This is a genomic window from Streptomyces sp. NPDC024017, from assembly GCF_040638895.1.
In the GTDB taxonomy this organism is placed as follows: Bacteria; Actinomycetota; Actinomycetes; order Streptomycetales; family Streptomycetaceae; genus Streptomyces.
In genome coordinates this window covers 248,382-273,309 of record NZ_JBEZYZ010000008.1, presented here as the reverse complement: position 1 = coordinate 273,309, position 24,928 = coordinate 248,382, and the positions used below count along the sequence as shown (strand labels likewise).

Here is a 24,928-nt window from a genome sequence, read left to right as displayed (position 1 = left end):
GATGCCGCTTCCCGTGCCCGTCCTGCCCGAGGGTGTCGACCCGGCCTGGCTGCCGCCCGCCGCCTTCCGGGCGGTCGGCAGCCGGCGGACGCTGATCCGGGGATCGGGTCCGCTGGTGGAGACGGTGCACGGGGAGATGGCCGAGGCCTGCCGGAGGTTCGGGGGCCGGGTCGTGCGGGACGCCGTGCCGGACGGCGCGTACGACCTGGTCCTCGGCCTCGGTGCCGACGACCTCGGCGACGAGGGCTTCGCCTCGGCGCGCGAGGGCGGCACGACGACGGTCACCGCCTCCGGCGGACGCGGGCTGCTGTACGGCCTGTTCCACGTCGTCCGGCTCGGGGCGGCGGCCTTCACCGGGGAGTGGGCGCGGGAGATCCATCGCCCCTCGCTCGCCCTGCGCATGCTCGATCACTGGGACAACGTGGCCGTGCACCCGGTCATGGGCCAGGTGGAGCGCGGGTACGCGGGCGGCTCGCTGTTCTGGGAGGACGGGAGGGCTCGGGGCGAACTCGACCGGGTGCGGGCGTACGGCAGGCTGCTCGCGGCGTGCGGGATCAACGCGCTCTCCGTGAACAACGTCAATGTGCACGCGACCGAGGCGCGTCTGCTGACCGACCGCATCGGTGAAGTGGCGGAGATCGCCCGGGTGTTGCGGCCCTACGGCATCCGCACCCACCTGTCGGTCTCCTTCGCCGCCCCGATCACGCTGGGCGGGCTGCCCACGGCCGATCCGCTGGACGAGGCGGTGCGCGACTGGTGGGCGGTGGCGACGCGGCGGGTGTACGAGGCGATACCCGACTTCGGCGGGTACGTGGTGAAGGCCGACTCGGAGGGGCAGCCGGGGCCGTTCGCGTACGGCCGCAGTCACGCCGAGGGGGCGAATCTGCTGGCCGCGGCGCTGGAGCCGTTCGGCGGCACGGTGCACTGGCGGGCGTTCGTCTACGACCACCGCCAGGACTGGCGGGACCGCACGACCGACCGGGCCCGGGCCGCGTACGACCATTTCGTGCCGCTGGACGGGGAGTTCGCGGACAACGCCGTTCTCCAGGTGAAGCACGGCCCGATGGACTTCCAGGTGCGTGAGCCGGTCTCGCCGCTGATCGGGGCGATGCCGCGGACCCGGCTCGCGGTGGAGCTGCAGGCCACGCAGGAGTACACCGGGCAGCAGCGGCATGTGTGCTGGCTGGGGCCGATGTGGAGCGAGGTGCTGCGGTTCCGGCCCCAACCCGAGCTGTCCGTCGGTGCGTTGGCGCGGGGCGGGCTGGTGGGCGTGTCGAACGTCGGTGACGACCCGTTCTGGACGGGGCATCCGCTGGCGCAGGCCAACCTGTACACCTTCGGCCGGCTGGCCTGGCAGCCGGACGCCGAGCCGCACGCGGTGCTCGACGAGTGGATCGGGCTCAGCTTCCCGGACGCCCCGCCGCAGCTGGCCGGCGGGCTGCACGCCGTGCTCGACGGCTCGTGGCGGACGTACGAGAAGTACACCGCTCCCCTGGGCGTGGGTTTCATGGTGCAGCCGGGGCATCACTACGGGCCGAGCGTGGACGGGTACGAGTACAGCCCGTGGGGCACGTACCACTTCGCCGACCGGGACGGGGTGGGCGTCGACCGTGGTGCGGCGAGCGGTACGGGGTACGCCGGGCAGTACGGCAAGCCGTGGGCCGGGCTCTACGAGTCGCCGGACAGCTGTCCCGACGAGCTGCTGCTGTTCTTCCACCATGTGCCGTACGGGCATGTGCTGAAGAGCGGGAAGACCGTGATCCAGCACATCTACGACACGCACTTCGAGGGTGTCGAGGAGGTCGAGGAGGCCCGGGCGGCGTGGGCCTCGCTGGCCGGGCTGGTGGACCCGGCGCGCCATGCCCGGGTGGCGGAGCGCTACGAGGAGCAGCTCCGCAGTGCCCGCGACTGGCGCGACCAGGTCAACAGCTACTTCTTCCGCAAGTCCGGGGTCCCGGACGGGCGGGGGCGGGAGATCTACTGAAGGATCGCGACGCCCAGCGGGTCGAGGACCAGGGGGTCGCCCTGCTCCACCCGCTTGCCGGTGAGCAGGTCGGTGGCCGTGGCGTGGGCGGTCGGACGGGCCGGTTCGGGGGCGTGGTTGAGGAGGAAGAGCAGGCGGGTGCCGTCGGGGGCGACCCGGGTGGCGGTCTCCACCGCCGGGTGGTCTGCGTAGGGGCCGAGCAGGTCGTGGCCGGTCAGGATCCGGCGGACGACCTGGTCTACGCCCGGCTGGTCGAGGGCGGTGGCGACGTACCAGGCCTCGCCGGAGCCGAACCTGTTGCGGGTCACCGCCGGGGTGCCCGCGTAGAAGTCGGTGCCGTAGGTGGCGACCGGTTCTGCGCCGCGTGGAAGCACGATCTCGAAGACGAGCCGGGCCTTCACCCCCAGCTCGGGAACGGTCTGGGTGAACTCCGGTGGGCGGGCGTCCCATTCGTCCACGCGGATGCCCATGAGGGGCGCCAGCGGGCCGGGGACGTCGGTGAGGAAGGCCCGGTCGTGTTCGTCGACGCGGCCGGAGAGGAAGGTGGTCAGGACCGTGCCGCCGCGGGCCGCCACGGCTTCGAGGCGGTAGGCGAGGTCGCCCTTGACCATGTGCAGGGCGGGGGCGAGGACCACGTCGTAGGGGGTGAGGTCGGCGGACTGGGGGATCACGTCCAGGTCGGCTCCGGCCTCGCGGGCGGCCCGGTAGTAGGCGTGGACCACGTCCGGGTACTTCACCAGCCGGGACGGGCCGTCGGAGATCTCCAGGGCCCACCAGCTGTCCCAGTCGAAGAGGAGGGCGGCGCGGGCAGGGGTACGGGCGCCGAGTGTCCGGTCGCCCAGCGACTCCAGTTCCCCTCCCAGCTCGGCGACTTCGCGGAAGACGCGGGTGTCGTCGCGGCCCGCGTGGCCGATGACGGCCCCGTGGTACTTCTCGCAGGCGCCCCGGGAGGCGCGCAGCTGGAAGTAGAGGGCGGCGTCCGCTCCGTGGGCGATCGCCTGGAAGGTGGCGAGACGGAGTTCGCCGGGCCGCCGGAGCGGGTTGACGTCGCGGCAGGCCGTCGTGGACGGGGTCTGCTCCATCAGCCAGAAGGGAGCGCCGTCCTTCAGGCCGCGCATCAGGTCGTGGGCGAGGGCGGCCCGGGTCGGCGGGGCGTCGAGGGGCGGGTAGTTGTCCCAGGAGGCGAAGTCCAGGTGGGGCGCCCAGCGGTGGTAGTCGAGGGGGCGAAAGGTGCCCATGAAGTTGGTGGTGACGGGCGTGTCCCGGTCGTGGGCGCGGATCACCTCCTTCTCGGCCAGGAAACAGCCGAGGAGGGCGTCGGTGGTGAAGCGGAGGTAGTCGAGGGTGATGCCCTGGAAGGCGGTGTGGTCGGGGCCGCGCCAGTGCTCGGTGAGGGCGTTCGGCGGCTCGATCTGGTCCCAGTCGGTGTAGCGGTGGGACCAGAAGGTGGTCCACCAGGCGTCGTTGAGGGCGTCGAGGGTGCCGTGCCGGTCCCGGAGCCACTCCCGGAACGCCTCGGCGCACCGGTCGCAGTAACAGGCGCCGCCGTACTCGTTGTTGATGTGCCAGGCGAGCAGGGCCGGGTGGCCGCAGTAGCGTTCCGCGAGGCGGGCGGCCACCGCGGTGGCGTGTTCGCGGTACGCCGGTGAGCTGGGGCAGAAGGTGTGGCGCTGGCCGTAGCGGTGGCGGCGGCCCTCGAAGTCGGTGCGGTTGACCTCGGGGTGCCGCTTGGCGAGCCAGGGCGGGAGGGCGGCGGTGCCGGTGGCCAGGCAGACCTGGCGTCCCTCGGCGGCGGCCCGGTCCATGATGCGGTCCAGGATCGTGAAGTCGTAGGTGTCCGGGGCGGGTTGGGTGAGCGACCAGGTGAAGACACCGACGGTGAGGGTGTCGATGCCGGCCCGGGTGAACAGGCGGTGGTCCTCGTCCCAGACCTCCTGCGGCCACTGCTCGGGGTTGTAGTCGCCGCCGTAGCGGATCTTGTGTGTCATGCCGTGAAGTCCTTCTGCGTCTCGGCGATCACCGGGCGGCTGCCGTGCAGCAGGGACAGCAGCAGCGGGGCGGCCAGCAGGGCGGGCAGGGCCTCGGTCAGCAGGGCTGCCGACGCGGCCGTCAGGACCAGCAGGGAGGCGGCGGCGAGGGTGGCCCGGCCGTGCCGGAACAGGAAGTACGCGGCGAGGCGGGCGGTGTCCCGGGCGCGGAAGGCGAAGAGCGAGGTGAGGACGAGGGCGTGCGCGCCCCACAGGAGCGAGCCGGCGCCGATCGCCGCGAGCAGCAGCGCCCACCAGCCGGGCAGTCCGGTGGCGGAGAAGTGCGTGAGGGTGAAGGCGATGACCGTCAGCCAGGACAGCAGGGGTGTCCAGAGCTTCAGGGCCGGTACGGCGTTGAGCCGCCAGCCGCGCAGGTAGGCGCGGGCCGGGTGCAGTTCGGTGAGGTCGCGGCTGCGGTGGTGCAGGGCGTAGAGCGCGGCGGACAGGGCCGGTCCGAGGGGCAGCAGGCACAGGGCCGCGAGGGGGAGGTTCGTGGGGTCGGGGCCGAGCAGGAGCAGTCCGGCCAGTCCCGGGGAGGCGGCGAGGAGGAGCAGTGCCTCGACCGTCAGGAGGGTGTGGATCAGCGCGGAGGCGCGGGAGAGGGTTCCGGTGCCGAAGTCGGAGGTGCGTACGGTGCTCATGCCGCCTCCCCGCCGAGCAGCTGCGGCCCTCCGGCGAGTCGGCCGCCCCGCGGGCCGGGGACGCGGATCACCCGTTCTCCTTCTCGAACCGCTCGTACGCCTTGTTGTGCAGGTCGACGAGTTGCTGCATGTTCTTCGACTTCAGCTCGGCGAGGTAGGCGTCCCACTGGGACAGCGGGCGCTTGCCGAGGACGAACTGGAGGGTGTTCTGGATGACGTGGTCCTTGAGCGGGGTGTCCCAGAGGGTCGCCTGCTCCTGCTCGAAGGACTGGAGGGGATGGGCCGGGTCGATGGGCAGTTGCCGGCGCTGGGCCATGGCGTCCTGGAACTTCTTCTCGTCCGGGCTGAACGAGGAGGAGACCAGGTCCCAGCTGCCGCCGTAGGTGAAGACGCCGTTGAAGAAGCCGTAGTCCTTCTGGAGGTCCTTCGCCGCGTCGGGGTCGGAGCCCATGAGCGAGATGCCGGGCTTCAGCCGGAACCGGCCGCCGGACCGGGTGTAGGTGACGCCCTCGACGCCCCACTTGCAGAACTTCTGGCCCTCGTCCGAGTACCAGAGCCAGTCGAGGAACTGCATCATCGCGACGAAGTCGTCACTCTTGAGGGCCTTGCTGGAGACCATGACGCCGTTCTCCAGGCGGGTGCCGCCGAGCACGACGGGGCCGGCCGGGCCGAGCGGGACCGGCACCATCTCGATCTTCGCGCCCTCGACCTGCTTCTCCAGGTTGTAGCGGTAGTTCTGCACCAGCTCCTGCGGGTTGGCGCTGATCACGTAGGACTTCTCGGCCAGCAGCTTCTGCACCGCCTGGTCGTCCTGCTGCGTGAAGCTCTCCGGGTCCAGCAACTTCTCGGCGACGATCCTTCTCAGGTACTCGACCATCCGGCGGTAGCCGTCCGTCGCGCCGTTGAAGACGAACTTGCGCGCCTCGGCGTCGAAGGTGATGTTGTCGTAGGTCCAGCCCGCCTTGACCCCGTACGCCTGGCCGAGGTAGCTGAACAACGCGCCGCACGGGAAGGGGGTGTTGGTGCTCCAGCGGTCGGTCCAGGGGTACTTGCCGGGGTACTCCTCCTTGAGCGCCGTGAGGACGTCGTGGACCTCGTCCCACGTGGTGGGCAGGCTGAGGCCGTGCTTGTCGAGGACGTCCGTGCGGAAGGACAGCGAGTAGCCGGACTTGGCCTTCTCGTGCAGGCCGGGCAGCAGGTAGTACTTGCCGTCGGACTGGCGGATCGAGTCGAGCTCGGGCTCCAGCTTCCACTTGCGCACCTTGTCGCGGAAGTTGGGCATCAGCTTCACGTAGTCGCTGACCGGGAGGATCGCACCCGAGGAGACGAAGGCGACCTCCGAGGGGTGGTACGTCTTCGGGATCAGGAAGGGTGCGTCGCCCGCGCCGATGAGTACGCTGCGCTTCTTCTCGTAGTCGGCCAGCGGGACGTCGACCGGCTTGAGGGTGACGCCGGTGCGCTTGGTCAGCTCCTTCCAGAACAGCCAGCCGTTCTTCATCGGGTACACGGGGTTGTTGTTGTGCAGCACCGAGAAGGACAGCGGCTGGGACGCCTTGAACTGCTGCCCGGCCCGGTAGTTCTTCATGGCCCCGTCCTGCTTCTTCGACAGGTCCTTGCCGTCCCCGCCGTCGTCCCCGCTGCCGCAGCCGGTGACCGTGGCGAGACCGATGAAGCCGGCCGCGGCGAGCATCCGGCGCCGCGACAGCTGTCCTGTGTTCTTCACGGGAACCCCCTTGTTCCGTAAGCCAGTTGAGGAGAGAAGTGCGGCGGTCAGCCCTTGACCGCGCCGAGCATCACGCCCGAGACGAAGTAGCGCTGGACGAACGGGTACACGCAGAGGATCGGCAGGGCGGTGAGCACGATGGTCACCGACTGGATGTTCGCGCCGACCTGGCTGAGCTGCTCGGTTCCGGCACCGGCGTTGCCGCCGCCGGTGGCGCCCTGGATGAGGTTGCGGAGGTAGACCGTGACCGGCATCAGCTCGGTCCGGTCCATGTAGAGGAACGCGCTGAACCAGGAGTTCCAGAAGGACACCGAGTAGAAGAGCACCATCGTCGCCACGACCGCCTTGGACAGCGGCAGCACGATCCTCAGCAGGATGCCGTAGGTGCTCAGGCCGTCGATCTGCGCGGCCTCCTCCAGGTCGGTCGGCAGGTTCTCGAAGAACGCCTTCATCACCAGCAGGTTGAAGACGCTGATCGCGTTCGGCAGGGCGATCGCCCACACGCTGTTCTTCAGGCCGAGGCTGGTGACCAGGATGTAGTTCGGGATCAGGCCGCCGGTGAAGAACATGGTGAACACGGCGATGCCGACGAGTGCGCCACGGCCCTTGAGGTGCTTCTTCGACAGGACGTAGGCGTAACAGGTCGTCAGGACCATGGCGACCGCCGTCGCCACGACCGTGTAGAGCAAGGTGTTGCCGTAGTTCCGCCAGAACATCGAGTCCTGGAACACGATCTCGTACGTGGTGAGGTTGAACCCCTTGGGCAGCAGGGTCACCTCTCCGGCCCGGATCTGCCGCTCCCCGCTGAAGGACCGCGCGAGGATGTTGACGAACGGGTAGAGGGTCACCAGCACGACGAGGGTGAGGACCACTGCGTTGACGCCCTGGAAGACCCGGTAGGAGCGGCTCGGCTTCACCACAGGCTCGTCCCCACTGTGCGGCGTGAGAGCTGGTTGGCGGACGTGATGAGGACCAGGCCGATGATCGCCTCGAACAGGCCGATGGCGGCGGCGTAGCTGAAGCTGTTGGACTCGACGCCGGAGCGGTAGACGTACGTCGAGATCACGTCCGCGGTCGGATACGTCAGAGGGTTGTACAGCAGCAGCACCTTCTCGAAGCCGACCGCCATGAACGTGCCGACGTTGAGGATCAGCAGCGTGATCATGGTGGGGCGGATGCCGGGCAGGGTGACGTGCCAGATCTGCTGCCAGCGGTTGGCGCCGTCGATGCGCGCGGCCTCGTACAGGTCCTCGTCGATCGTGGTGAACGCGGCGAGGTAGAGGATCGTGCCCCAGCCGGCGGTCTGCCAGATCTCCGAGCCGACGTAGACGGTGCGGAACCACTCGGGTTCCTGGATGAAGCGGACCGGGTCGTGCCCGAGCCGGCCGAGGACGTGGTTGACCGGGCCGTCGCTCGCCAGCATCTGCAGGGTGATGCCCGCGACGATCACGATCGACAGGAAGTGCGGGAGGTACGACACCGACTGCACGAACCGCTTCAGGGAACGCCGGCGCACCTCGTTCAGCAGCAGCGCCAGCACGATCGGGATTGGGAAGCAGAAGAGGAGGGTGAGTCCGCCCAGCCACAGGGTGTTGCGGAACACCTGCCAGAAGGTGGGGTCGCTGAGGAACATCTGCACATAGCGCAGGCCCACCCATTCCTCGCCGAAGATCGAACCGCCGGGCTCGAAGCGCCGGAAGGCGATCACGTTGCCGATCATCGGCAGATAGCGGAAGACCAGGAAGAACAGCAGCGGCAGGATCGCCAGCGAGTACAACTGCCAGTCGCGGCGCAGCGCCCGCCGCCAGCCGGTCCGGGCGGGCGTCCGCTTGCCGCGTCGGGGGGCGGCCCGGGCCGGAGGCTGATCCTGGGTGCCCGGCGGGGCCGGTGTGGTGGACGTGCTCATTGCTCGGGCCTCCCGTGGGCATGGGACGCGGAACCGAAACTTTCGAGCTCTTACCGGTAACTTCGCGGCAACTTAGGGGCACCAGAAAGCGCTGTCAATGGGTGCTGCGGCACTCGGACGGGACGCCTGGGGCGCGTTGGAACACCGTCCGAGCTGGGTATGCCCCAGGGGCCGACTGCCCTACTACATCGCAAGTTTCTGGATGACCACCGACTCCTGCGAGGTGCCGCCGTGCCCGCGTTCGACCTGCCATTGACCGAACTGCAGCGTCACCGCCCGGACATCGAGGAGCCCGCCGACTTCGACGCGTTCTGGCTGAGCACGTTGAAGGAGGCCGGGCAGGCGGACCCGGTGGTGTCGGTGCGGCCGGTGGAGACGGGCCTTCGGCTGACCCGGACCTGGGACGTGACGTTCCGGGGTTTCGCGGGGGACCCGGTGCGGGCGTGGTTCAGCCGGCCGGCCGGGGTGGAGGAACCGCTGCCCGCTGTGGTCGAGTTCGCCGGGTACGGGCGCGGGCGCGGCCTTCCGCACGAGCGTCTGACGTGGGTCAACGCCGGGTACGCGCATCTGCTCATGGACAACCGCGGCCAGGGCGATCAGTACGGCTGCGGCGGTGACACGCCCGATCCGCACGCCGTAGCGCCGGGCGGGCCCGGGCCGGCGGTGCGGGGGCTGCTCGCCGCCGAGGACTACCACTACCGGCGCCTGATCACGGACGCGGTGCGCGCGGTCGCGGCGGTGCGGGCGCTGCCCGGGGTGGATCCGGCACGGACCGTGGCGGTCGGCAACAGCCAGGGCGGAGGGCTGGCCCTGGCGGTCGCGGGGCTCGTCCCGGACCTGGCGGCCGTCCTGGTCACCGCCCCGTTCCTGTGCGGCATCCGCCGCGCCCTCGACCTCACCGACGCGGGCCCGTACGGCGAGATCGCCGCCTACCTCTCCGTCCACCGGGGCGCCGAGCACGCCGCCCTGCGGACCCTTTCCTACGTCGAGGGTGTGTCCTTCGCCCGCCGCGCACAGGCTCCGGCTCACTTCGGGGCGGGGCTGCGGGACACGGTGTGCCCGCCGAGCGGCGCGTACGCCGCCTTCAACCGCTATGCCGAACTGACCGGCACGGACCCCCGCAAGGAGATGCACGCCTATCCGTTCAACGGGCACGAGGGCGGCGACGCGGTACAGGTGCGGCGCCAACTGGTGTGGCTGCGAACGGTGTTGGACGGAACGGGTGACGATCGCATGAGGTCGCGGTCAGCGTCCGGGACGCGTTGACCTCGCAGTGAGGCATCCGGGCCGCGGGGCGGTCCGGTGCGGTCGGACTCGCTCCGGTCCCGCGGACGACGGCCCACGGTCAGCCGGCACGCCGAGGGCGCGGCCCGGAGGCTGCGCCACCCTGCCTGGGCCGCCCCGGGGTCACTTTGCGATCGGGGACTCCGCGGTGCAGCCGCCGGCGGTCACCAGACCCTCGGTGCTCTGCTCCTCGACCACCTCGCCCTTGTAGATGATCTTGCAGGTGACCTGTGAGCCTTCGGGGTCCGCGGCGACCGGCATGACCGCCGCGGGCATGATGCCGCGCAGCGTGACCGTCTTCTTCCAGGGCAGCTCGGGCTTCGACACCGATTCGATCTTCGGCTCCATGGCCTTGCCGCGACCGCCGTGGAAGTCGATCGAGTCGATGTTCTTGCCTGTGACCTCGTAGGTGACCTCGTAGGTCTCGTTCACCGCCTTGTCGACCTGGTCGACCGCCTCGGAGCAGGAGCTGAGGCCGAGCGCGAGACCGGCGACCGCGACAGAACAGACGGCTGCACGAATGGTGCGGTTCAAAGGGATCCCCCCGGATCATGATGGTCGGATCCGCAGCCAACCGCAAAGGGAAATCAAAGTCAACTTCCGCTGTGGGGCGACCTCTTGGGCCGGACACAGGCGATGGCGCCTTCTTACTCCTCCGCCTCTCTCCAGAGAAGGCATTCGGTGTAGTCGAAGTTCCACTTCAAGCAGATCTGCATCCTGACCACCGACTTCCGGTCCTTGAATTCGGTGATGATCTTGTCGCCCTCGATCCGCGAGACTCCGACCTTCTCGTCGAAGTCGATTTTCATCTCGTTTTCCAGGTCGAGGCTGGACAGCGCGTACTTGCCCTGCGCCTCCGGATACCTGCGGAAGACCTCTTTGATCGCGTCGTGAAACTCGACGTCCTCATTCGGCATGCATGCCATGACCGCCTCCTGCTTTCCGCTTGACGTGCCGTCCGCTTATCCGAAGTCTGCGAGCACCTCGACGGAAGCGCGCGCCGCCCGTCACCCGAACGGGCCCCCACGCCGTTCCGGTCGCCGGGTCAGCAGGCGCCGGGGCGTCCCGCTCCGGCACCTGCGCATCGGATGGCACGCCTGCGGATGACCGCGGCCGCGCGGCCCGACATGCGCGCCACCGCCGCAGAGTGGCCGGAATCGCCACCGGCGCTCTTACGCCTGAGCCGTTTACATCTGCGCCACTGAGCGCTACCTTCCGCAACAGGCGGGGTGGGAGCGCTCCCATCACGGTGGACCGGAACCCGCCCGCGAGTCGCTCCCATCCCGCGCATCCGCGCACACACATCCGCAGACCCGCATCCCGACGAACGGATGATGCTGTCATGATCCTGACAACAGAGCCGGGAAGATCCACGCTGCGCCGATTAGCACTCCCCACCCGGGCCAGAGCCCTCTTCCTCGTGCTGCTCTCCCTCCTCGTCACCGTCCCGGCCATCGGCCTGGTCATGACGGCCGGCGGTGAGGCGGAGGCGCACGGCACCCCCATGAAGCCCGGCAGCCGCACGTTCCTGTGCTGGCAGGACGGGCTCACCGACACCGGTGAGATCAAGCCGGTCAACCCTGCGTGCCGAGGTGCGCAGCAGGTCAGCGGCACCACGCCGTTCTACAACTGGTTCTCGGTGCTCCGCTCGGACGGGGCCGGCCGCACCCGGGGCTTCGTACCGGACGGCGAACTGTGCAGCGGCGGCAACACCAATTTCACCGGGTTCAACACGCCCAGCAAGGACTGGCCGCTCACCCATCTCACCTCGGGGGCGTCGGTCGACTTCTCGTACAACGCGTGGGCGGCACACCCGGGTTGGTTCTACGTCTACATCACCAAGGACGGCTTCGACCCGACCAAGACGCTCACCTGGAACGACATGGAGGAGCGGCCCTTCCTGAGCGTCGACCACCCGCCGCTGAACGGCTCCCCGGGCACGGTCGAGGCCAACTACTCCTGGACCGGCAAGCTCCCCGACAACAAGTCGGGCCGCCACATCATCTACATGGTCTGGCAGCGCTCCGACAGCCAGGAGACCTTCTACTCCTGCTCCGACGTCGTCTTCGACGGCGGCAAGGGCGAGGTGACCGGCATCAAGCAGCCGGGCAACCCGTCCGAGCCGGTGCCCGGCACCTGCACGGCAACCCGTAAGACGACCGGCACCTGGAACGGCGGCTACCAGTCCGAGGTGACCGTCACCAACACCGGCACGGTGCCGATGCTCGGCTGGATGGTCGACTGGACGCTCCCGGCGGGCCAAAAGGTCGACAGCTTGTGGAGCGGCAGCGCGACCTACAACGGCCAGGCGGTGATGGTCCACAACGCCAACTGGAACGGCTCGCTCGCGCCAGGCAAGAGCACCACGTTCGGCTACGTCGTCTCCGGGGCTGGGGGTGACAGTACGAGCAGTCTGCCCTGCCGGGTGGGCTGAACCGTCACCCCGGGCGGGCCCGGTGACCGCGCAGCCTCGGTGACCGGGCCCCCTGCGCTGCCACACCCACAGGGGTCCGCGCCCCTGGTTGCCGACGGTCGCGACCGGGCGGTGCAGCGCCGCTCGGGCCGGCGGGCCCCAGGGCGCTGTGCCGCCGGGGCGGCCCTGGGGGGCCGGCCTCGCCGATGAGGAGGTGCCAGACGTGCTCCTCGCGCAGCAGCGCGTCCGCGGACTGCGTCACCCAGGGCAGATGACGGCCAGGTCGTCCCCGGGCCGCCACAGCCGGTCGTCCCCGCCGCGCGCACCGAGCCGCACGGGGCGATCGACCAGGTCGGGGTGCTGGTCGCGCAGCAGGTCCCGGCCCAGGTCCGCGGTGCTCTCGGTCTCCGGGTGGGCCATGCGGCGCCACGTCAGCCGAGTGGCGCCCCGAGACGGGGCTGCGTGATCAGAACCCGTCGGCGGTGCTGACTCGAGTCGGCCCCGCCGTCCCCATATGTCGTGGTTATCCAGGTATGCGATTCTGTTGTGTGGGTGCCCTGCCGCTCATGGCGGCGTGGATCCGCCATGGGAGGCGCGACCCCGCGCCGCCGGTCCCGTGCCCGCGTCGTCGTCGCCTGAGTTCCGGGGACTCCCACCTGCCGGTGGCTTCGGCATGGACGGGAGGTGGATGCGGACATGCCCCACTACGGCGATGCCCGGGCCGCGGTCCCCGGTCTTCGGGCGCCGGGGAACGGGGGCACCGGTCCGCCTCGTCCCGCTCCGGAGCCGGCCGCGCGAGCGCGGCTGCTGGCGTTCGCCGGGGTGGCGCTGGCGGCGGCGTACGTGCGCAGCGAGGACGGGGCGGAGCTCCGGCTGGTGGAGACGGCCGGGGCCGACCCCGAGCAGCGGTACCAGTTGCCGGGGCGGGTGGCGGTCTCGGTTTCGGGGGGATCTCCGGACACGGGGTCGAGCAGCTCCCCCGGGCCGGAGTCACCGATCACCTCCCCGGGCGCCCCCACCCCGGTGCCTCCGGGCCCGGACGACCCGGGAGGCGGTTTCCCGGCCATCGCCGAGGCCTATCTGCGGGGGCGGGCCGTGTGGCTCGCGGGGCCGGTGGTCGCACGGCGGGAGGAAGGCGCAGCCCCCTCCGCCCCGCTCGGGGCGTTGCCGCTGGGGGCGGCGGGCGGGTGGCTGGGGTGCCTCGTCGTGGTGGGAGAGGCCGGGGAGGGGTTCGGGGCCGAGCAGCGGGAGTTTCTGGAGCGGTACGCCGAGGCCGTCGCCGAGCGGCTGCGCGGCGAGGCCGACCGGACGGCGCCCTCGCCGCTGCTGGATTCCGCCCTGCGCGCCATGGGGGTCGGTTCCTTCGCCCTGTCGCCCGGCACCGGGCTGGTCGAGACGGACCCGGCCCTGCTCGAACTCGTCGGCATCCCCGAGGGCGGATTCGACGACAAGACCGACACCCTGCTCTCGTACAGCGTCCCGGAGGACGTCCCCGCGCTGATGTCGGTCATCGAGCCGTCCGCGCAGACCCCGGGCCGCCGTGAGCTGGAGTTCCGTATCCGCAGGCCCACCGGTGAACTGTGCTGGCTGCGGATGAGCTGCCGGGTGCTGAAGGGGCCCGACGGCGCTCCGGAGCGGGTGCTGGGCGTGGTGAGCGCGGCGCCCGTGCTGCGCCGCAGCGCCAGCGACGTCGCCCGGATCCAGTGGCTGACGGCCGCGCTCGACGACGCCACGACCGTCCGGGACGTCAGCCGTGTGGTGGTCGCCGCGCTGCGCGAGCCGCTGGGTGCCGACCGGGTGGCTCTCGCCGAGCTGCTGGAGGACCGGCTGGCGGTCACCGTGCTCGATCCGCCGGGTGCGGGTGCCTGGCCTGAGCTGTGGCGGCGCGAGTGGCGCTCGGAGTGGCCCGACGCACCGGTCACCGCCCTGCCCACGCTCCAGGCGGCGCTGCGGGACGGGCGGATGAGCCTGTGGCCGGGGGGTTCCGTGCTGGAACCGGGGCTCGCGGGGATCGGCCCCGGCGGGCTCGCGGTACTGCCGCTGCCGGCCAGGAGCAGGGTGGCCGGGGTGTGCCTGGTCGGCTGGGACACCCCGCACGAGTTCGCCCCCGAGGAGCGGGCCCTGCTGACCGCGACCGCGGGCCTGGTGGGGCAGGCCCTGAAGCGCGCGCACGCCTACGACGCCGAGCAGGAACTCGCGACGATGCTCCAGCGCAGCCTGCTGCCGCGCCGGCTCCCACGGCTGCCCGGGGGCACCGCCGTGGCCCGCTACCTGCCCGCCCGGCGCGGGCTCCAGGTGGGCGGCGACTGGTACGACGTGATCGCGCTGTCGGAGAGCAAGGTGGCGCTGGTCATCGGGGACGTGCAGGGGCACAGCGCCGGAGCCGCGACGATCATGGGCCAGATGCGCACGGCGGTCCGGGCCTACGCCGTGGAGGGGCATCCGCCGGACGTGGTCGTCGCGCACGCCAATCGCCTGCTCGTCGGCATGGAGACCGACCTGTTCGCCACCTGCTGCTACGTCGAGCTGGACATGGAGGAGGGCAACGCGCTGTTCGTGCGGGCCGGGCATCTGGCACCGCTGGTGCGGCACCCCGACGGCAGCACCGCGGAGATCGCGGTCGAGGGCGGGCTCCCGCTGGGCGTCCTGGAGGACGCGGAGTTCCCGATGACGGCACTCGCGCTCGCCCAGGGCTCGGTGCTCGCGCTGGTGACGGACGGTCTGGTCGAGTCGGCGGAGCTGCAGGTGGACGAGGGGATGCGGCTCGTACGCCAGGCGCTCGCCGCGGCCGATCCCGTAGACCCGGGGCGGATGGCCGACGAGCTGCTCGGCGAGGCCGGGCGCCGCGAGGACGACGTGGCGGTGCTGCTGCTGCGCTACGACGGGATGCGGATACGGCCGGTGCGGGCGGGCTGGGTGGTGTGGCGGCTGCCGGACGCGGTGATGCACGCCCGCCGGTTCAGTGCGCGCACGCTGCGTTCGTGGGGCATCGCGGCCGAGGCCGACACCGTTCTGCTGGTGGTGTCGGAGCTGGTCACCAACGCGCTGGTGCACACGCAGGGCGCGGTCCGGCTGGAGCTGACCCTGGCGGCGGACCGGCTGCGGATGGCCGTGAGCGACTCCTCGCCCCGGGCGCCGGCCAAGCCGGTGGTCGTGGACTGGGAGTCGACGGGCGGCCGGGGCCTCTTCCTGGTCGAGGCCGTGTCGGCGGCCTGGGGCTCGGTACCGGTGGGCGGTGGCAAGCAGGTGTGGAGCGAGATCGTCGTCACCCGTCCGGAACGGGAAACGGAACCCGGCGAGGAGCCGGACGAGGAGCCTGAGGCCGAGCCGGAGGAGGAGCGCAGGCCGGGCCGCGGCTGGGGCCTCGGCCGCGACCGGACCTGGGGCCTGGGCCGGAACCGGGACCGCCGCAGGTCCCGCGACCAGGTCCCGGCCCACGAGGACGACCGGGCCAGGGAGCGCAGCAACGACCAGATCATGGACCGCAGCAACGACCGGACCACGGACCACGCCGTGGACCGGACCACGCGCGGGGCCGAGAACCACGACACGGGCCGGGGCGACGGTGGGGTCCCCCGGAACCGGCCCCACGAGGGAGGTTTCTGATGCGTGGCCTCGGCCTGCGCGGCGCCGCCGGGCTGCTGGCGGTCCTGCTGACCGTGTCCCTCGCCGGATGTACCGACAGCGGTGGGGAGAGCGAGGACGGGCTGACCATCGGGCTGTTGCTGCCCAGCCGGGCCGTGCCCCGCTGGGAGAAGTCCGACAAGCCCTTGATCGAGAAGCGGGTGAAGGAGCTGTGCTCCGACTGCACGGTCGTGTACGCCAACGCCGAGAACGACGCGGCGAGCCAGCGGCAGCAGATGACCTCCATGATCACCCGGGGGGTCTCGGCCCTGATCCTGGACGTCGTCGACCCCAAGGCCCTGCGCTCCTCGGTCCGCGCGGCGCAGCGCGAGGGCATCCCGGTCGTCGCCTACGACCGGCTCGCCGAGGGCCCGATCTCGGGGTTCGTCAGTTTCGACGGTGCCCAGGTCGGCAGGCTCCAGGGCCGGGCACTCATGAAGGGCATGGGCGCCAGGGCCGACGGCGGCGGTGTCGTCATGATGAACGGCGACCCGTCCAGCCCCAACGCCGCCTGGTACGAGGGCGGGGCCCGGTCCGTCCTCCGGGACGACGTGCGGATCCTGAAGTCGTACAACACCCTGGGCTGGCGTACGGAGAACGCGCACGACCACATGTCCGCCGCGATCAGCGACCTCGGCCCGGGCCTGATCGACGGGGTGCTCGCGGCCAACGACTCGATCGCGGCCGGTGTCATCTCGGCGCTCAAGAGCGCCCGCGTCTCACCGCTGCCCCCGGTCACCGGGCAGGACGCCGACCTCGACGCGGTGCAGCGGATCGTCAAGGGCGAGCAGTACATGACCGTCTACAAGCCGTTCCGGCTGGAGACCGAGGCGGCCTCCGCGATGGCCGTCGCCCTGGCGCGCGGCAACGACATCGACGCCCTGGTCACGTCGAGGGTGGACAGCCCCACGACCGAGGACGTCCCGGCGATTCTGCTCACCCCGTCCGCCGTGACGCGCGAGACGATCGGCCGGACGCTCGTCCGGGACGGGGTCTACACGCTCGACCAGATCTGCACCCCGAAGCTCCGCTCGGCCTGCGAACGGGCCGGGCTCACCCGGTGAGTGAGGTGGTCCCCGTGGCCCATCCACCCGTACTGGCGTTGCGCGGCATCACCAAGCGGTTCGGCGGCGTCCAGGCGCTCCTGGACGTCGACCTGCAGGTCCGGGCCGGTGAGGTCGTGGCGCTGGCGGGCGACAACGGAGCCGGCAAGTCCACGCTGGTCAAGGTGATCTCCGGGGTCAGCCCCGCCGACCGGGGCGTCATCGAGTGGGAGGGACGCCTCGTGCAGATCAAACGCCCGCACGACGCCCACGCCCTGGGCATCGCGACCGTCTACCAGGACCTCGCCATGTGCGACAACCTGGACGTCGTCGGCAATCTCTTCCTCGGCCGCGAGATCGACCGGGTGGGCATCCTCGACGAGGTCGAGATGGAGCGCCGCGCCCGTGATCTGATGCGCGCCCTGTCGATCCGCATCCCCGACGTGCGGATGCCGGTCGCCGCGCTGTCGGCCGGGCAGCGGCAGGCCGTCGCGATCTCCCGCTCGCTGATGGGCGCCCCCAAGGTGCTGCTGCTCGACGAGCCCACCGCCGCCCTCGGCGTGGAGCAGACCAGCCATCTGCTGGACCTGATCGAGGAGGTGCGCGACCGCGGTATGGCGATCATCCTCATCAGTCACAACATGGGCGACATCAAGGCCGTCGCGGACCGGGTCGCGGTGCTGCGGCTGGGCCGCAACAACGGGCTGTTCGACGTGAGCACGGTGACCCAGGAGCAGCTCCTCTCCTCCGTCACCGGGGCGGCGGACAACGCCGTGGCCCATCGCTCCAGGGGCGACGAGGAGGCGTGGCCGTGAGCCGCGAAGGGCCGCACCGGGACGGCGGGCCGGCCGGGCCGGGCAGCGCCGGGCCGGTCACCACCGGCCGCGAGCGGCGCGCCACCCGCGGCTGGCAGGACACCCTGCGGGGGTACGCGCTGGAGGTCCGCAGCAGCGTGCGCGACGGTGAGCGGGGTCCGCTCCTGGTCATCGCCGGGCTGATCGTGATCTGGATCGTCTTCCAGGGGCTGGACGACAAGTTCCTCTCACCGCGCAACCTGTCCAACCTCAGCGTGGACATCGTCGGAACCGGGCTGGTCGCCGTCGGCATCGTGTTCGTGCTGCTGATCCGGGAGATCGATCTGTCGGTCGGTTCGGTCAGCGGCCTGGCGGGGGCCGCGTTCGCGGTGCTGAACGTGAACCACGGGGTGCCGGAATGGCTGGCGGTGATCGTGGCGGTGGCCGCGGGGACGGCCGTGGGCGCCTTCCACGGCTTCTTCCACGCCTGGCTCGGCGTGCCCGCGTTCGTGGTGACGCTGGCCGGGCTGCTGATCTGGAACGGCCTGACGCTCTACCTGCTGGGGGCGAGCGGCACGATCAACATCGACGAGGAGGGCCTGGTCGCCTCCCTGACCAGCCGGCACTTCGGCGACGACCTGGCGGCGTACGCGGTCGCGGCGCTCGGCACGGCCGGGTACTTCCTGGCCGCACGCCGCCGTCGGAGCCGCCACCGGGCGACCGGGATGCCCTACCGGCCCCAGTCCGAGATCTGGGTGCGCACCGGTCTGCTCGCGGTGATCGCCTTCGCCGCGGCCCACACCCTCAACCGGTTCCAGGGGCTGCCGCTCGCGCTGCTGATCTTCCTGGTGGTGCTGGTGGTCTCGGACTACGTGCTGCGCCGCACCCGCTACGGGCGGCGGGTGTACGCGCTCGGCGGCGGGGTCGAGGCGGCGCGGCGGGCCGGGATCGGGGTGGAGCGGGTGCGCGTCGCGATGTTCATGGTGTCGGGGACGCTGGCCGCGGTCGGCGGGCTGTTCGTGGCGTCGGGGCTGACCTCGGCGAGCCCCACGACGGCCCGTGCCGCCGGTTCGGGGATGCTGCTGATCAACGCGATCGCGGCGGCCGTCATCGGCGGGACGAGTCTGTTCGGCGGACGGGGCTCGCCCTGGTCGGTGCTGCTCGGGGTGGTGGTCATCCAGTCGATCGCCTCGGGCATGGGGCTGCTGGGGGTGCAGGACGCCGTGCAGTTCATGATCACCGGTGGGGTGCTGCTGGCCGCCGTCGCGGCCGACGCGCTGTCCCGGCGCGCTCAGGCCAGACGCGGCCGGCCATGAACCGCGGCCTGCCCGAGTCGCCCCCATTATTCCCTTTCCCATGAAATGCCTAATAAATGGCAAAGGTGGGTATGGGGCGAGATGTCATGAAGCGCAGCCGCCTCACCTGCGCGGCCGTGGCCGTCACGGTCGCCGCCGGCCTGGCTCTCGCCGGGTGCGGAGACACCGATCTGCCCGCGGACGAGGAGCAGGCCGACGTCAGTGTGCTCGCGACGGACGTGCCGCAGATCCAGACCCTCAAGAAGCTCACCAAGAAGCACTTCACGGCGGAGACCGGCATCACCGTCGACTACACGCTGCTGCCGGAGAACGAGGCGCGGGAGAAGATGAACCGCGAGTTCGCGACCCAGGCCGGCACCTACGACGTGGCGAGCGTCAGCGCGTACGAGGTGCCGATCTACGCGGACAACGGTTGGCTCGCCCCGCTGGACTCCTATGTGAAGGCGGACGAGGACTTCGACCAGGACGACGTCTTCCCCAACCTCTCGTCCTCGCTGACCGGGGAGGACGGCAAGCTCTACGCCGAACCCTTCTACGGCGAGGGCTCCTTCCTGATGTACCGCAAGGACCTGTTCCGCAAGGACGGGCTGACCATGCCGCCGAACCCGACCTGGAAACAGGTCGCCGACCTCGCCGCCCGGGTCGACGGCACCGACGGCGCGAGCGGCATCTGTCTGCGCGGCCTGCCCGGCTGGGGCCAGAACCTCGCCCCGATCAACACGGTCGTCAACACCTTCGGCGGCGCCTGGTACGACATGGACTGGAACGCCCGCCTGACCTCACCGGAGTTCAGACAGGCCGTCCGGTTCTACGTCGACCTGCTCCGCTCCCACGGCCAGCCCGGCGCCGAGCGGATGGGCGTGCTGGAGATCCTGGACCATTTCGTCCAGGGCAAGTGCGCCATGATGTACGACGCCACGTCGCTGGCCTCGTCGATCGAGGCCGACAGTTCCGCGGTCAAGGGCAAGGTGGGCTACGTCCCGGCCCCGCACGAGCGGACCGAGAAGGCCGGCTGGCTGTGGACCTGGGCCTGGGGCATCCAGCAGGCGGCCGAGAACAAGGACGCCGCCTGGGAGTTCATCTCCTGGGCGTCCTCCAAGGAGTTCCAGGAGCTGGTCGGCCAGGAGGTGGGCTGGACCTCGGCGCCCGCCGGGAACCGCAAATCCCTCTACGAGAAGCCCGAGTACCAGCAGGCGGCCGGCGCCTGGTACCGGCAGGAGTACACGGCGGCGACGGACTCCGCCGACCCGAAGGACCCCGGCGTCGGCCCCCGCCCCTACGAGGGCATCGGCTTCCTGGGCATCCCCGAGTTCGCCGTGCTGGGTACGGCGGTGTCCGAGCAGATCGCCGCCGCCATCGCCGGACAGCAGTCGGTGGACACGGCCCTGGAGAAGGCGCAGGACCTCGCCCAGGCCGCGGCGGCGAAGTACCGCGGCGAGTGAACCGGCGACCCCTCACCGCTGCTCGGAGAGGCCCAGCACCCGGCCCTCCGAGGGAAGTTCGGTCCTGGGCGGCAGTTCCACGGTGAACTCGGTGTGCCCCGGCACGCTGTCCACCCGGACCCGTCCGCCGTGCGCGTGCACGATCGCCTCGACGACGGCCAGACCCAGCCCGGACCCCCCGGCGCCCGGGCCGCTGCGCGCGCGGGAGGCGTCGGCGCGGGTGAAGCGGTCGAAGACGGTCGCGAGGAGATGCGGGGGAATGCCAGGGCCGTCGTCCCGGACGCGGATCACGCGGAGCTCGGCATCGACCTCCAGCTCGGCGACGACCGTGGTGCCGGGCGAGGTGTGGAGGCGGGCGTTGGCGAGGAGGTTCGCCACGGCCTTGCGCAGACCCGGCTCGTCGCCGGTGACCAGCGCGGATGCGTCGAGGGCGTCGAGGGGGAGCGCCAGTCGCCAGGTGCGGTCCGGGTCCGCCGCCCGGGCCTCCCACACGGCCTCGGCGACCAGCGCCGCCAAGTCCACCTCGGCGGACCGCGGCGGGCGGCCCTCGTCCATGCGGGCCAGCAGCATGAGGTCTTCGACCAGGCCCGCCATGCGGGCCGACTCGGCGGAGACCCGGCGCCAGGCCAGGGCCGGATCGAACGGAGCGGTACCGCGGTTCATGAGCTCGGCGTATCCGGCGATCGACGCCAGCGGCGTGCGGAGTTCATGGCCGGCGTCGGCGAGGAAGCGGCGCATGCGTTCCTCGCTGCGGCGCACCCGTTCCTCGTCCCGGTGGCGCGCTGCGCGGGAGGACTCGGCGTGGTCGATCAGGCGGTTGAGCGCGGCGCCGACCTGCCCGGCCTCGCTGCCGGGGCCGGTGTCCGCCTCGGGCACCCGGGGCAGCCCGGCGGGCCGGTCGCGGCCGAGCGGCGCCCGGGCGACCTCGGCGGCGGTGGCGGCGACCCGGTCGAGGGGGCGCAGCTGGCGCCCTACGACCACGGCACAGGCGCAGCCCGCGACCACCAGTCCGGTGACGCCGAGGGCCGCCTCGGCCACGGCGAGCCGGCCGGTCAGGTCCTGGACGTCGTCCACGGGCAGTCCGGCGAGGACGCGGACCCCGCTCGCGTCGAGGCCGGTGACCCGGTAGGTGCCGAGGCCCGGGACGGTGCGGGTGTGGGGGCTGCCGTCGGGGGCGATGCCGTGCAGGGCGGTGCGCCGGCCGTCGGTGAGGGGTCGCGGGCCGGCGTCCGGGCCGGTCACGGCTGCGGCGGTGACCGTGCCCCGCGCGTCGAGCCGGGCGGCGAGCAGCCCGGCGGGGTGTCCCTTTCCGTCGAGGAACGTCAGGTCACGGTCGTCGTCGGGGCGGAGCGAGGCCTCGGCCAGGCCGTGTTCGGCGGCGTCCATGACCCGGCCGTCGAGGTCGTCCAGCAACAGGGCCCGCTGGACGAGGAAGGCCACCGGGGCTAGGGCGGCACAGACGGCGACGAGGACGGCGCCGATCAGGAGGAGGAGCCGGGTGCGCAGGGCGCGCGGGCGCGACCCGGTGGCCGGGGGCGTGTTCATCGTCCGTCCTCGGCCGGACCGGGCGCGCCGGCGGCGGACGGGACTCGGATACGGCCGCGCGGGGACCCAGGGGTGCCAGACATGTACCGATCCTGTACCGGCCGGCTGGGGGAACCCTGTGTTCAGCCTGAGCACCGGCGATGTGCTGCCCGCGAACGGCGCGGGCCGCGCCCCCGGTCACCCGGGAACGCGGCCCTCGAACTGCCGTGGCGGTCCGCTTACTTGCGGATCAGGCTGCGCAGCACGTACTGCATGATGCCGCCGTTGCGGTAGTAGTCCGCCTCGCCGGGGGTGTCGATGCGGACGACCGCGTCGAACTCGACGCCGGTGTCGGTGGTGACCTTCACCGTGCGCGGGGTCGTGCCGTTGTTGAGCTCCTCGACGCCGGTGAAGTCGAAGGTCTCCTCACCGGTGAGGCCGAGGGACGCGGCGGACTGGCCCTCCGGGAACTGCAGCGGCAGGACGCCCATGCCGATGAGGTTCGAGCGGTGGATGCGCTCGTACGACTCGGCGATGACGGCCTTGACGCCGAGGAGCGCGGTGCCCTTGGCGGCCCAGTCGCGGGACGAGCCGGAGCCGTACTCCTTGCCGGCCAGGACGACCAGCGGGATGCCGGCGGCCTGGTAGTTCTGCGAGGCGTCGTAGATGAACGACACCGGCGCGTCGGCCTGCGTGAAGTCGCGGGTGTAGCCGCCCTCGGTGCCCGGCGCGATCTGGTTGCGCAGACGGATGTTGGCGAACGTACCGCGGATCATGACCTCGTGGTTGCCTCGGCGGGAGCCGTAGGAGTTGAAGTCACGACGCTCGACACCGTGCTCGGTGAGGTACTTGCCCGCCGGGGTGTCGGCCTTGATGGCGCCGGCCGGGGAGATGTGGTCGGTGGTGACCGAGTCGCCGAGCTTGGCGAGCACGCGGGCGCCGGCGATGTCGGAGACCGGGGTGGTCTCCATCGTCATGCCCTCGAAGTACGGGGGCTTGCGCACGTAGGTGGACTCGGCGTCCCACTCGAAGGTGTTGCCGGTCGGGATCGGCAGCGCCTGCCACTGGGCGTCGCCCGCGAAGACGTCCGAGTAGGACTTGGAGAACATGTCCTCGCCGATGGCGCTGGCGACGACCTCGTTGACCTCGGCCTCGGTCGGCCAGATGTCCTTCAGGAAGACCGGGTTGCCGTCCTGGTCGGCGCCCAGGGCGTCCTTGGTGATGTCGACCTTCATGGAGCCGGCGAGCGCGTAGGCCACGACCAGCGGCGGGGACGCCAGGTAGTTCATCTTGACGTCGGGGTTGATGCGGCCCTCGAAGTTCCGGTTGCCGGAGAGGACCGAGGTGACCGCGAGGTCGTGGTCGTTGACGGCCTTGGAGACCTCCTCCGGCAGCGGGCCGGAGTTGCCGATGCAGGTGGTGCAGCCGTAGCCGACGAGGTTGAAGCCGACCTTGTCGAGGTACGGGGTCAGGCCCGCCTTCTCGAAGTAGTCGGTGACGACCTTGGAGCCCGGGGCGAGGGTGGTCTTGACCCACGGCTTGCGGGTCAGGCCCTTCTCCACCGCCTTCTTGGCCACCAGGGCGGCGGCGACCATGACGTACGGGTTGGAGGTGTTGGTGCAGGAGGTGATGGCCGCGACCGTCACCGCACCGTGGTCGATCTCGTACGACGTGCCGTCGGGGGCGGTCACGGTGACCGGGTTGGACGGGGCGCCGTTCGGGGCGACGGCCGGGGAGTCGGAGGCCGGGAAGGACTCCTGGCCCGCCTCGTCGACGGAGTCGACGTAGTTGCGGACGTCCGTCTTGAACTGCTCGGCGGCGCCTGCGAGGACGATGCGGTCCTGCGGGCGCTTCGGGCCGGCGATGGAGGGGACGACCGTGGAGAGGTCGAGCTCCAGCTTCTCGGAGAAGTCCGGCTCGGCCTTCGGGTCGAGCCAGAGGCCCTGCTCCTTGGCGTACGCCTCGACCAGCGCGAGCTGCTGCTCGCTGCGGCCGGTGAGCCGCATGTAGTTGATGGTCTCGTCGTCGATCGGGAAGATCGCGGCGGTGGAGCCGAACTCCGGCGACATGTTGCCGATGGTGGCGCGGTTGGCCAGCGAGGTGGCGGCGACGCCCTCGCCGTAGAACTCGACGAACTTGCCGACGACGCCGTGCTTGCGCAGCATCTCGGTAATGGTCAGCACGAGGTCGGTGGCGGTGGTGCCGGGGGTGAGCTCACCGGTCAGCTTGAAGCCGACGACGCGCGGGATGAGCATGGAGACCGGCTGGCCGAGCATGGCCGCCTCGGCCTCGATGCCGCCGACGCCCCAGCCGAGGACGCCGAGGCCGTTCACCATGGTGGTGTGCGAGTCGGTGCCGACCAGGGTGTCCGGGTAGGCCTTGCCCTCGCGGACCATCACGACACGGGCCAGGTGCTCGATGTTCACCTGGTGCACGATGCCGGTGCCGGGCGGGACGACCTTGAACTCGTCGAACGCGGTCTGGCCCCAGCGCAGGAACTGGTAGCGCTCCTTGTTGCGGCCGTACTCCAGGTCGACGTTCTGCTTGAACGCGTCGTTCGTGCCGAACTTGTCGGCGATGACGGAGTGGTCGATGACCAGCTCGGCCGGCGCCAGCGGGTTGATCTTCGCCGGGTCGCCGCCCAGCTCCTTCACGGCCTCACGCATGGTCGCGAGGTCCACTACGCAGGGAACGCCGGTGAAGTCCTGCATGATCACGCGGGCCGGCGTGAACTGGATCTCCTGGCTGGGCTGGGCCTGCGAGTCCCATCCACCGAGGGCACGGATGTGGTCGGCGGTGATGTTCGCGCCGTCCTCGGTGCGGAGCAGGTTCTCCAGCAGGACCTTGAGGCTGTAGGGAAGGCGGGCGGAGCCCTCCACCTTGTCCAGCCGGAAGATCTCGTACGACTCGTCGCCCACCTGCAGCGTGCTGCGGGCGTCGAAGCTGTTCGCCGACACGACAGTCTCCTTCATTGATGTGCGCGTACCACCACGATCCTGCCGCCACGGCATCTCGACCGATCCGCTAAGGTAAGGCTAAGTTAGGTGAGCCTTACCAGTAGACCTGATGGTGGCGTGCGGCTGCGGTGCCCCTCGGCAGATATCTCGATGTCGAGATAACTCTAGTACACGAGGGCCGGATGGTCATGCCCGGATCCCGTGGCGTCCGCCGCACACCCGTGGACGATCTGCCATCAGTGCGCAAAGT

General features: G+C 71.1%; 17 protein-coding genes and 1 pseudogene. 8 read left to right on the top strand and 10 right to left on the bottom strand.

Translation table 11 applies throughout. The features are described 5' to 3' along the window. The first annotated feature begins 1 nt into the window (after position 1). Positions 2-1,984 carry an alpha-glucuronidase gene (locus AB0G20_RS23250; RefSeq protein ID WP_361305468.1) on the top strand — a complete coding sequence of 661 codons (1,983 nt, stop codon included), beginning with the start codon at positions 2-4 and terminating at the stop codon, positions 1,982-1,984. Here the strand turns inward: AB0G20_RS23250 and AB0G20_RS23245 are convergent. From AB0G20_RS23245 to AB0G20_RS23225, 5 genes are all read right to left on the bottom strand, one after another. After that, positions 1,978-3,972, bottom strand: coding sequence for a beta-galactosidase (locus AB0G20_RS23245; RefSeq protein ID WP_361305466.1), 1,995 nt, complete (start codon positions 3,970-3,972; stop codon positions 1,978-1,980). The genes AB0G20_RS23250 and AB0G20_RS23245 overlap by 7 nt on opposite strands. Next, a complete protein-coding gene (locus tag AB0G20_RS23240) occupies positions 3,969-4,652 on the bottom strand; it encodes a hypothetical protein (RefSeq protein ID WP_361305464.1) in 684 nt (227 codons plus the stop codon). Before AB0G20_RS23240 ends, AB0G20_RS23245 begins: the two co-directional genes overlap by 4 nt. 67 nt (positions 4,653-4,719) lie before the next feature. After that, positions 4,720-6,375, bottom strand: coding sequence for an extracellular solute-binding protein (locus AB0G20_RS23235; protein WP_361305462.1), 1,656 nt, complete (start codon positions 6,373-6,375; stop codon positions 4,720-4,722). 47 nt (positions 6,376-6,422) lie between these two features. Further along, positions 6,423-7,295 carry a carbohydrate ABC transporter permease gene (locus AB0G20_RS23230; protein ID WP_361305460.1) on the bottom strand — a complete coding sequence of 291 codons (873 nt, stop codon included), beginning with the start codon at positions 7,293-7,295 and terminating at the stop codon, positions 6,423-6,425. Further along, positions 7,289-8,281: an ABC transporter permease subunit gene (locus AB0G20_RS23225; protein WP_361305458.1), complete on the bottom strand. Its 993-nt coding sequence runs from the start codon at positions 8,279-8,281 to the stop codon at positions 7,289-7,291. Before AB0G20_RS23225 ends, AB0G20_RS23230 begins: the two co-directional genes overlap by 7 nt. 231 nt (positions 8,282-8,512) lie before the next feature. On the opposite strand from AB0G20_RS23225, the gene AB0G20_RS23220 reads away from it, so the two are divergent. Further along, a complete protein-coding gene (locus tag AB0G20_RS23220) occupies positions 8,513-9,547 on the top strand; it encodes an acetylxylan esterase (RefSeq protein ID WP_361305456.1) in 1,035 nt (344 codons plus the stop codon). Positions 9,548-9,688: 141 nt separating this feature from the next. On the opposite strand, the gene AB0G20_RS23215 is transcribed toward AB0G20_RS23220, so the two are convergent. Then, positions 9,689-10,099: an MmpS family transport accessory protein gene (locus AB0G20_RS23215; RefSeq protein WP_361305454.1), complete on the bottom strand. Its 411-nt coding sequence runs from the start codon at positions 10,097-10,099 to the stop codon at positions 9,689-9,691. A gap of 113 nt (positions 10,100-10,212) precedes the next feature. Beyond that, the gene (locus AB0G20_RS23210; protein WP_361305452.1) at positions 10,213-10,491 is read right to left on the bottom strand and encodes a hypothetical protein; all 279 of its coding nucleotides are present in this window, start codon (positions 10,489-10,491) and stop codon (positions 10,213-10,215) included. Positions 10,492-10,907: 416 nt separating this feature from the next. On the opposite strand from AB0G20_RS23210, the gene AB0G20_RS23205 reads away from it, so the two are divergent. After that, entirely contained in the window at positions 10,908-11,999 is a 1,092-nt protein-coding gene (locus tag AB0G20_RS23205) for a lytic polysaccharide monooxygenase (RefSeq protein WP_361305450.1), read from the top strand. Between the two features lie 196 nt (positions 12,000-12,195). On the opposite strand, the pseudogene AB0G20_RS23200 reads toward AB0G20_RS23205, so the two are convergent. Beyond that, positions 12,196-12,398 (bottom strand): annotated as a pseudogene (locus tag AB0G20_RS23200) (aminoglycoside phosphotransferase); the annotation flags it as partial. 276 nt (positions 12,399-12,674) lie between these two features. Between AB0G20_RS23200 and AB0G20_RS23195 the strand changes: the two are divergent. From AB0G20_RS23195 to AB0G20_RS23175, 5 genes are all read left to right on the top strand, one after another. Next, complete coding sequence (locus AB0G20_RS23195; protein WP_361305448.1) at positions 12,675-15,584, top strand: SpoIIE family protein phosphatase; 2,910 nt, start codon at positions 12,675-12,677, stop codon at positions 15,582-15,584. Next, positions 15,584-16,666 (top strand): substrate-binding domain-containing protein, encoded by a 1,083-nt coding sequence (locus AB0G20_RS23190; RefSeq protein WP_361305446.1) that lies wholly within the window; start codon positions 15,584-15,586, stop codon positions 16,664-16,666. Before AB0G20_RS23195 ends, AB0G20_RS23190 begins: the two co-directional genes overlap by 1 nt. A gap of 14 nt (positions 16,667-16,680) precedes the next feature. After that, positions 16,681-17,460: an ATP-binding cassette domain-containing protein gene (locus AB0G20_RS23185; protein ID WP_361305444.1), complete on the top strand. Its 780-nt coding sequence runs from the start codon at positions 16,681-16,683 to the stop codon at positions 17,458-17,460. Further along, positions 17,457-18,755 (top strand): sugar ABC transporter permease, encoded by a 1,299-nt coding sequence (locus tag AB0G20_RS23180; RefSeq protein ID WP_361305442.1) that lies wholly within the window; start codon positions 17,457-17,459, stop codon positions 18,753-18,755. The genes AB0G20_RS23185 and AB0G20_RS23180 overlap by 4 nt, the downstream gene beginning before the upstream one ends. 86 nt (positions 18,756-18,841) lie before the next feature. After that, entirely contained in the window at positions 18,842-20,197 is a 1,356-nt protein-coding gene (locus AB0G20_RS23175; protein ID WP_361305440.1) for a sugar ABC transporter substrate-binding protein, read from the top strand. 12 nt (positions 20,198-20,209) lie between these two features. On the opposite strand, the gene AB0G20_RS23170 is transcribed toward AB0G20_RS23175, so the two are convergent. Both AB0G20_RS23170 and acnA read right to left on the bottom strand, forming a co-directional pair. Further along, a complete protein-coding gene (locus tag AB0G20_RS23170) occupies positions 20,210-21,742 on the bottom strand; it encodes an ATP-binding protein (RefSeq protein WP_361305438.1) in 1,533 nt (510 codons plus the stop codon). Between the two features lie 218 nt (positions 21,743-21,960). After that, positions 21,961-24,678, bottom strand: coding sequence for an aconitate hydratase AcnA (gene acnA / locus AB0G20_RS23165; protein WP_361305436.1), 2,718 nt, complete (start codon positions 24,676-24,678; stop codon positions 21,961-21,963). Positions 24,679-24,928 lie beyond the last annotated feature (250 nt).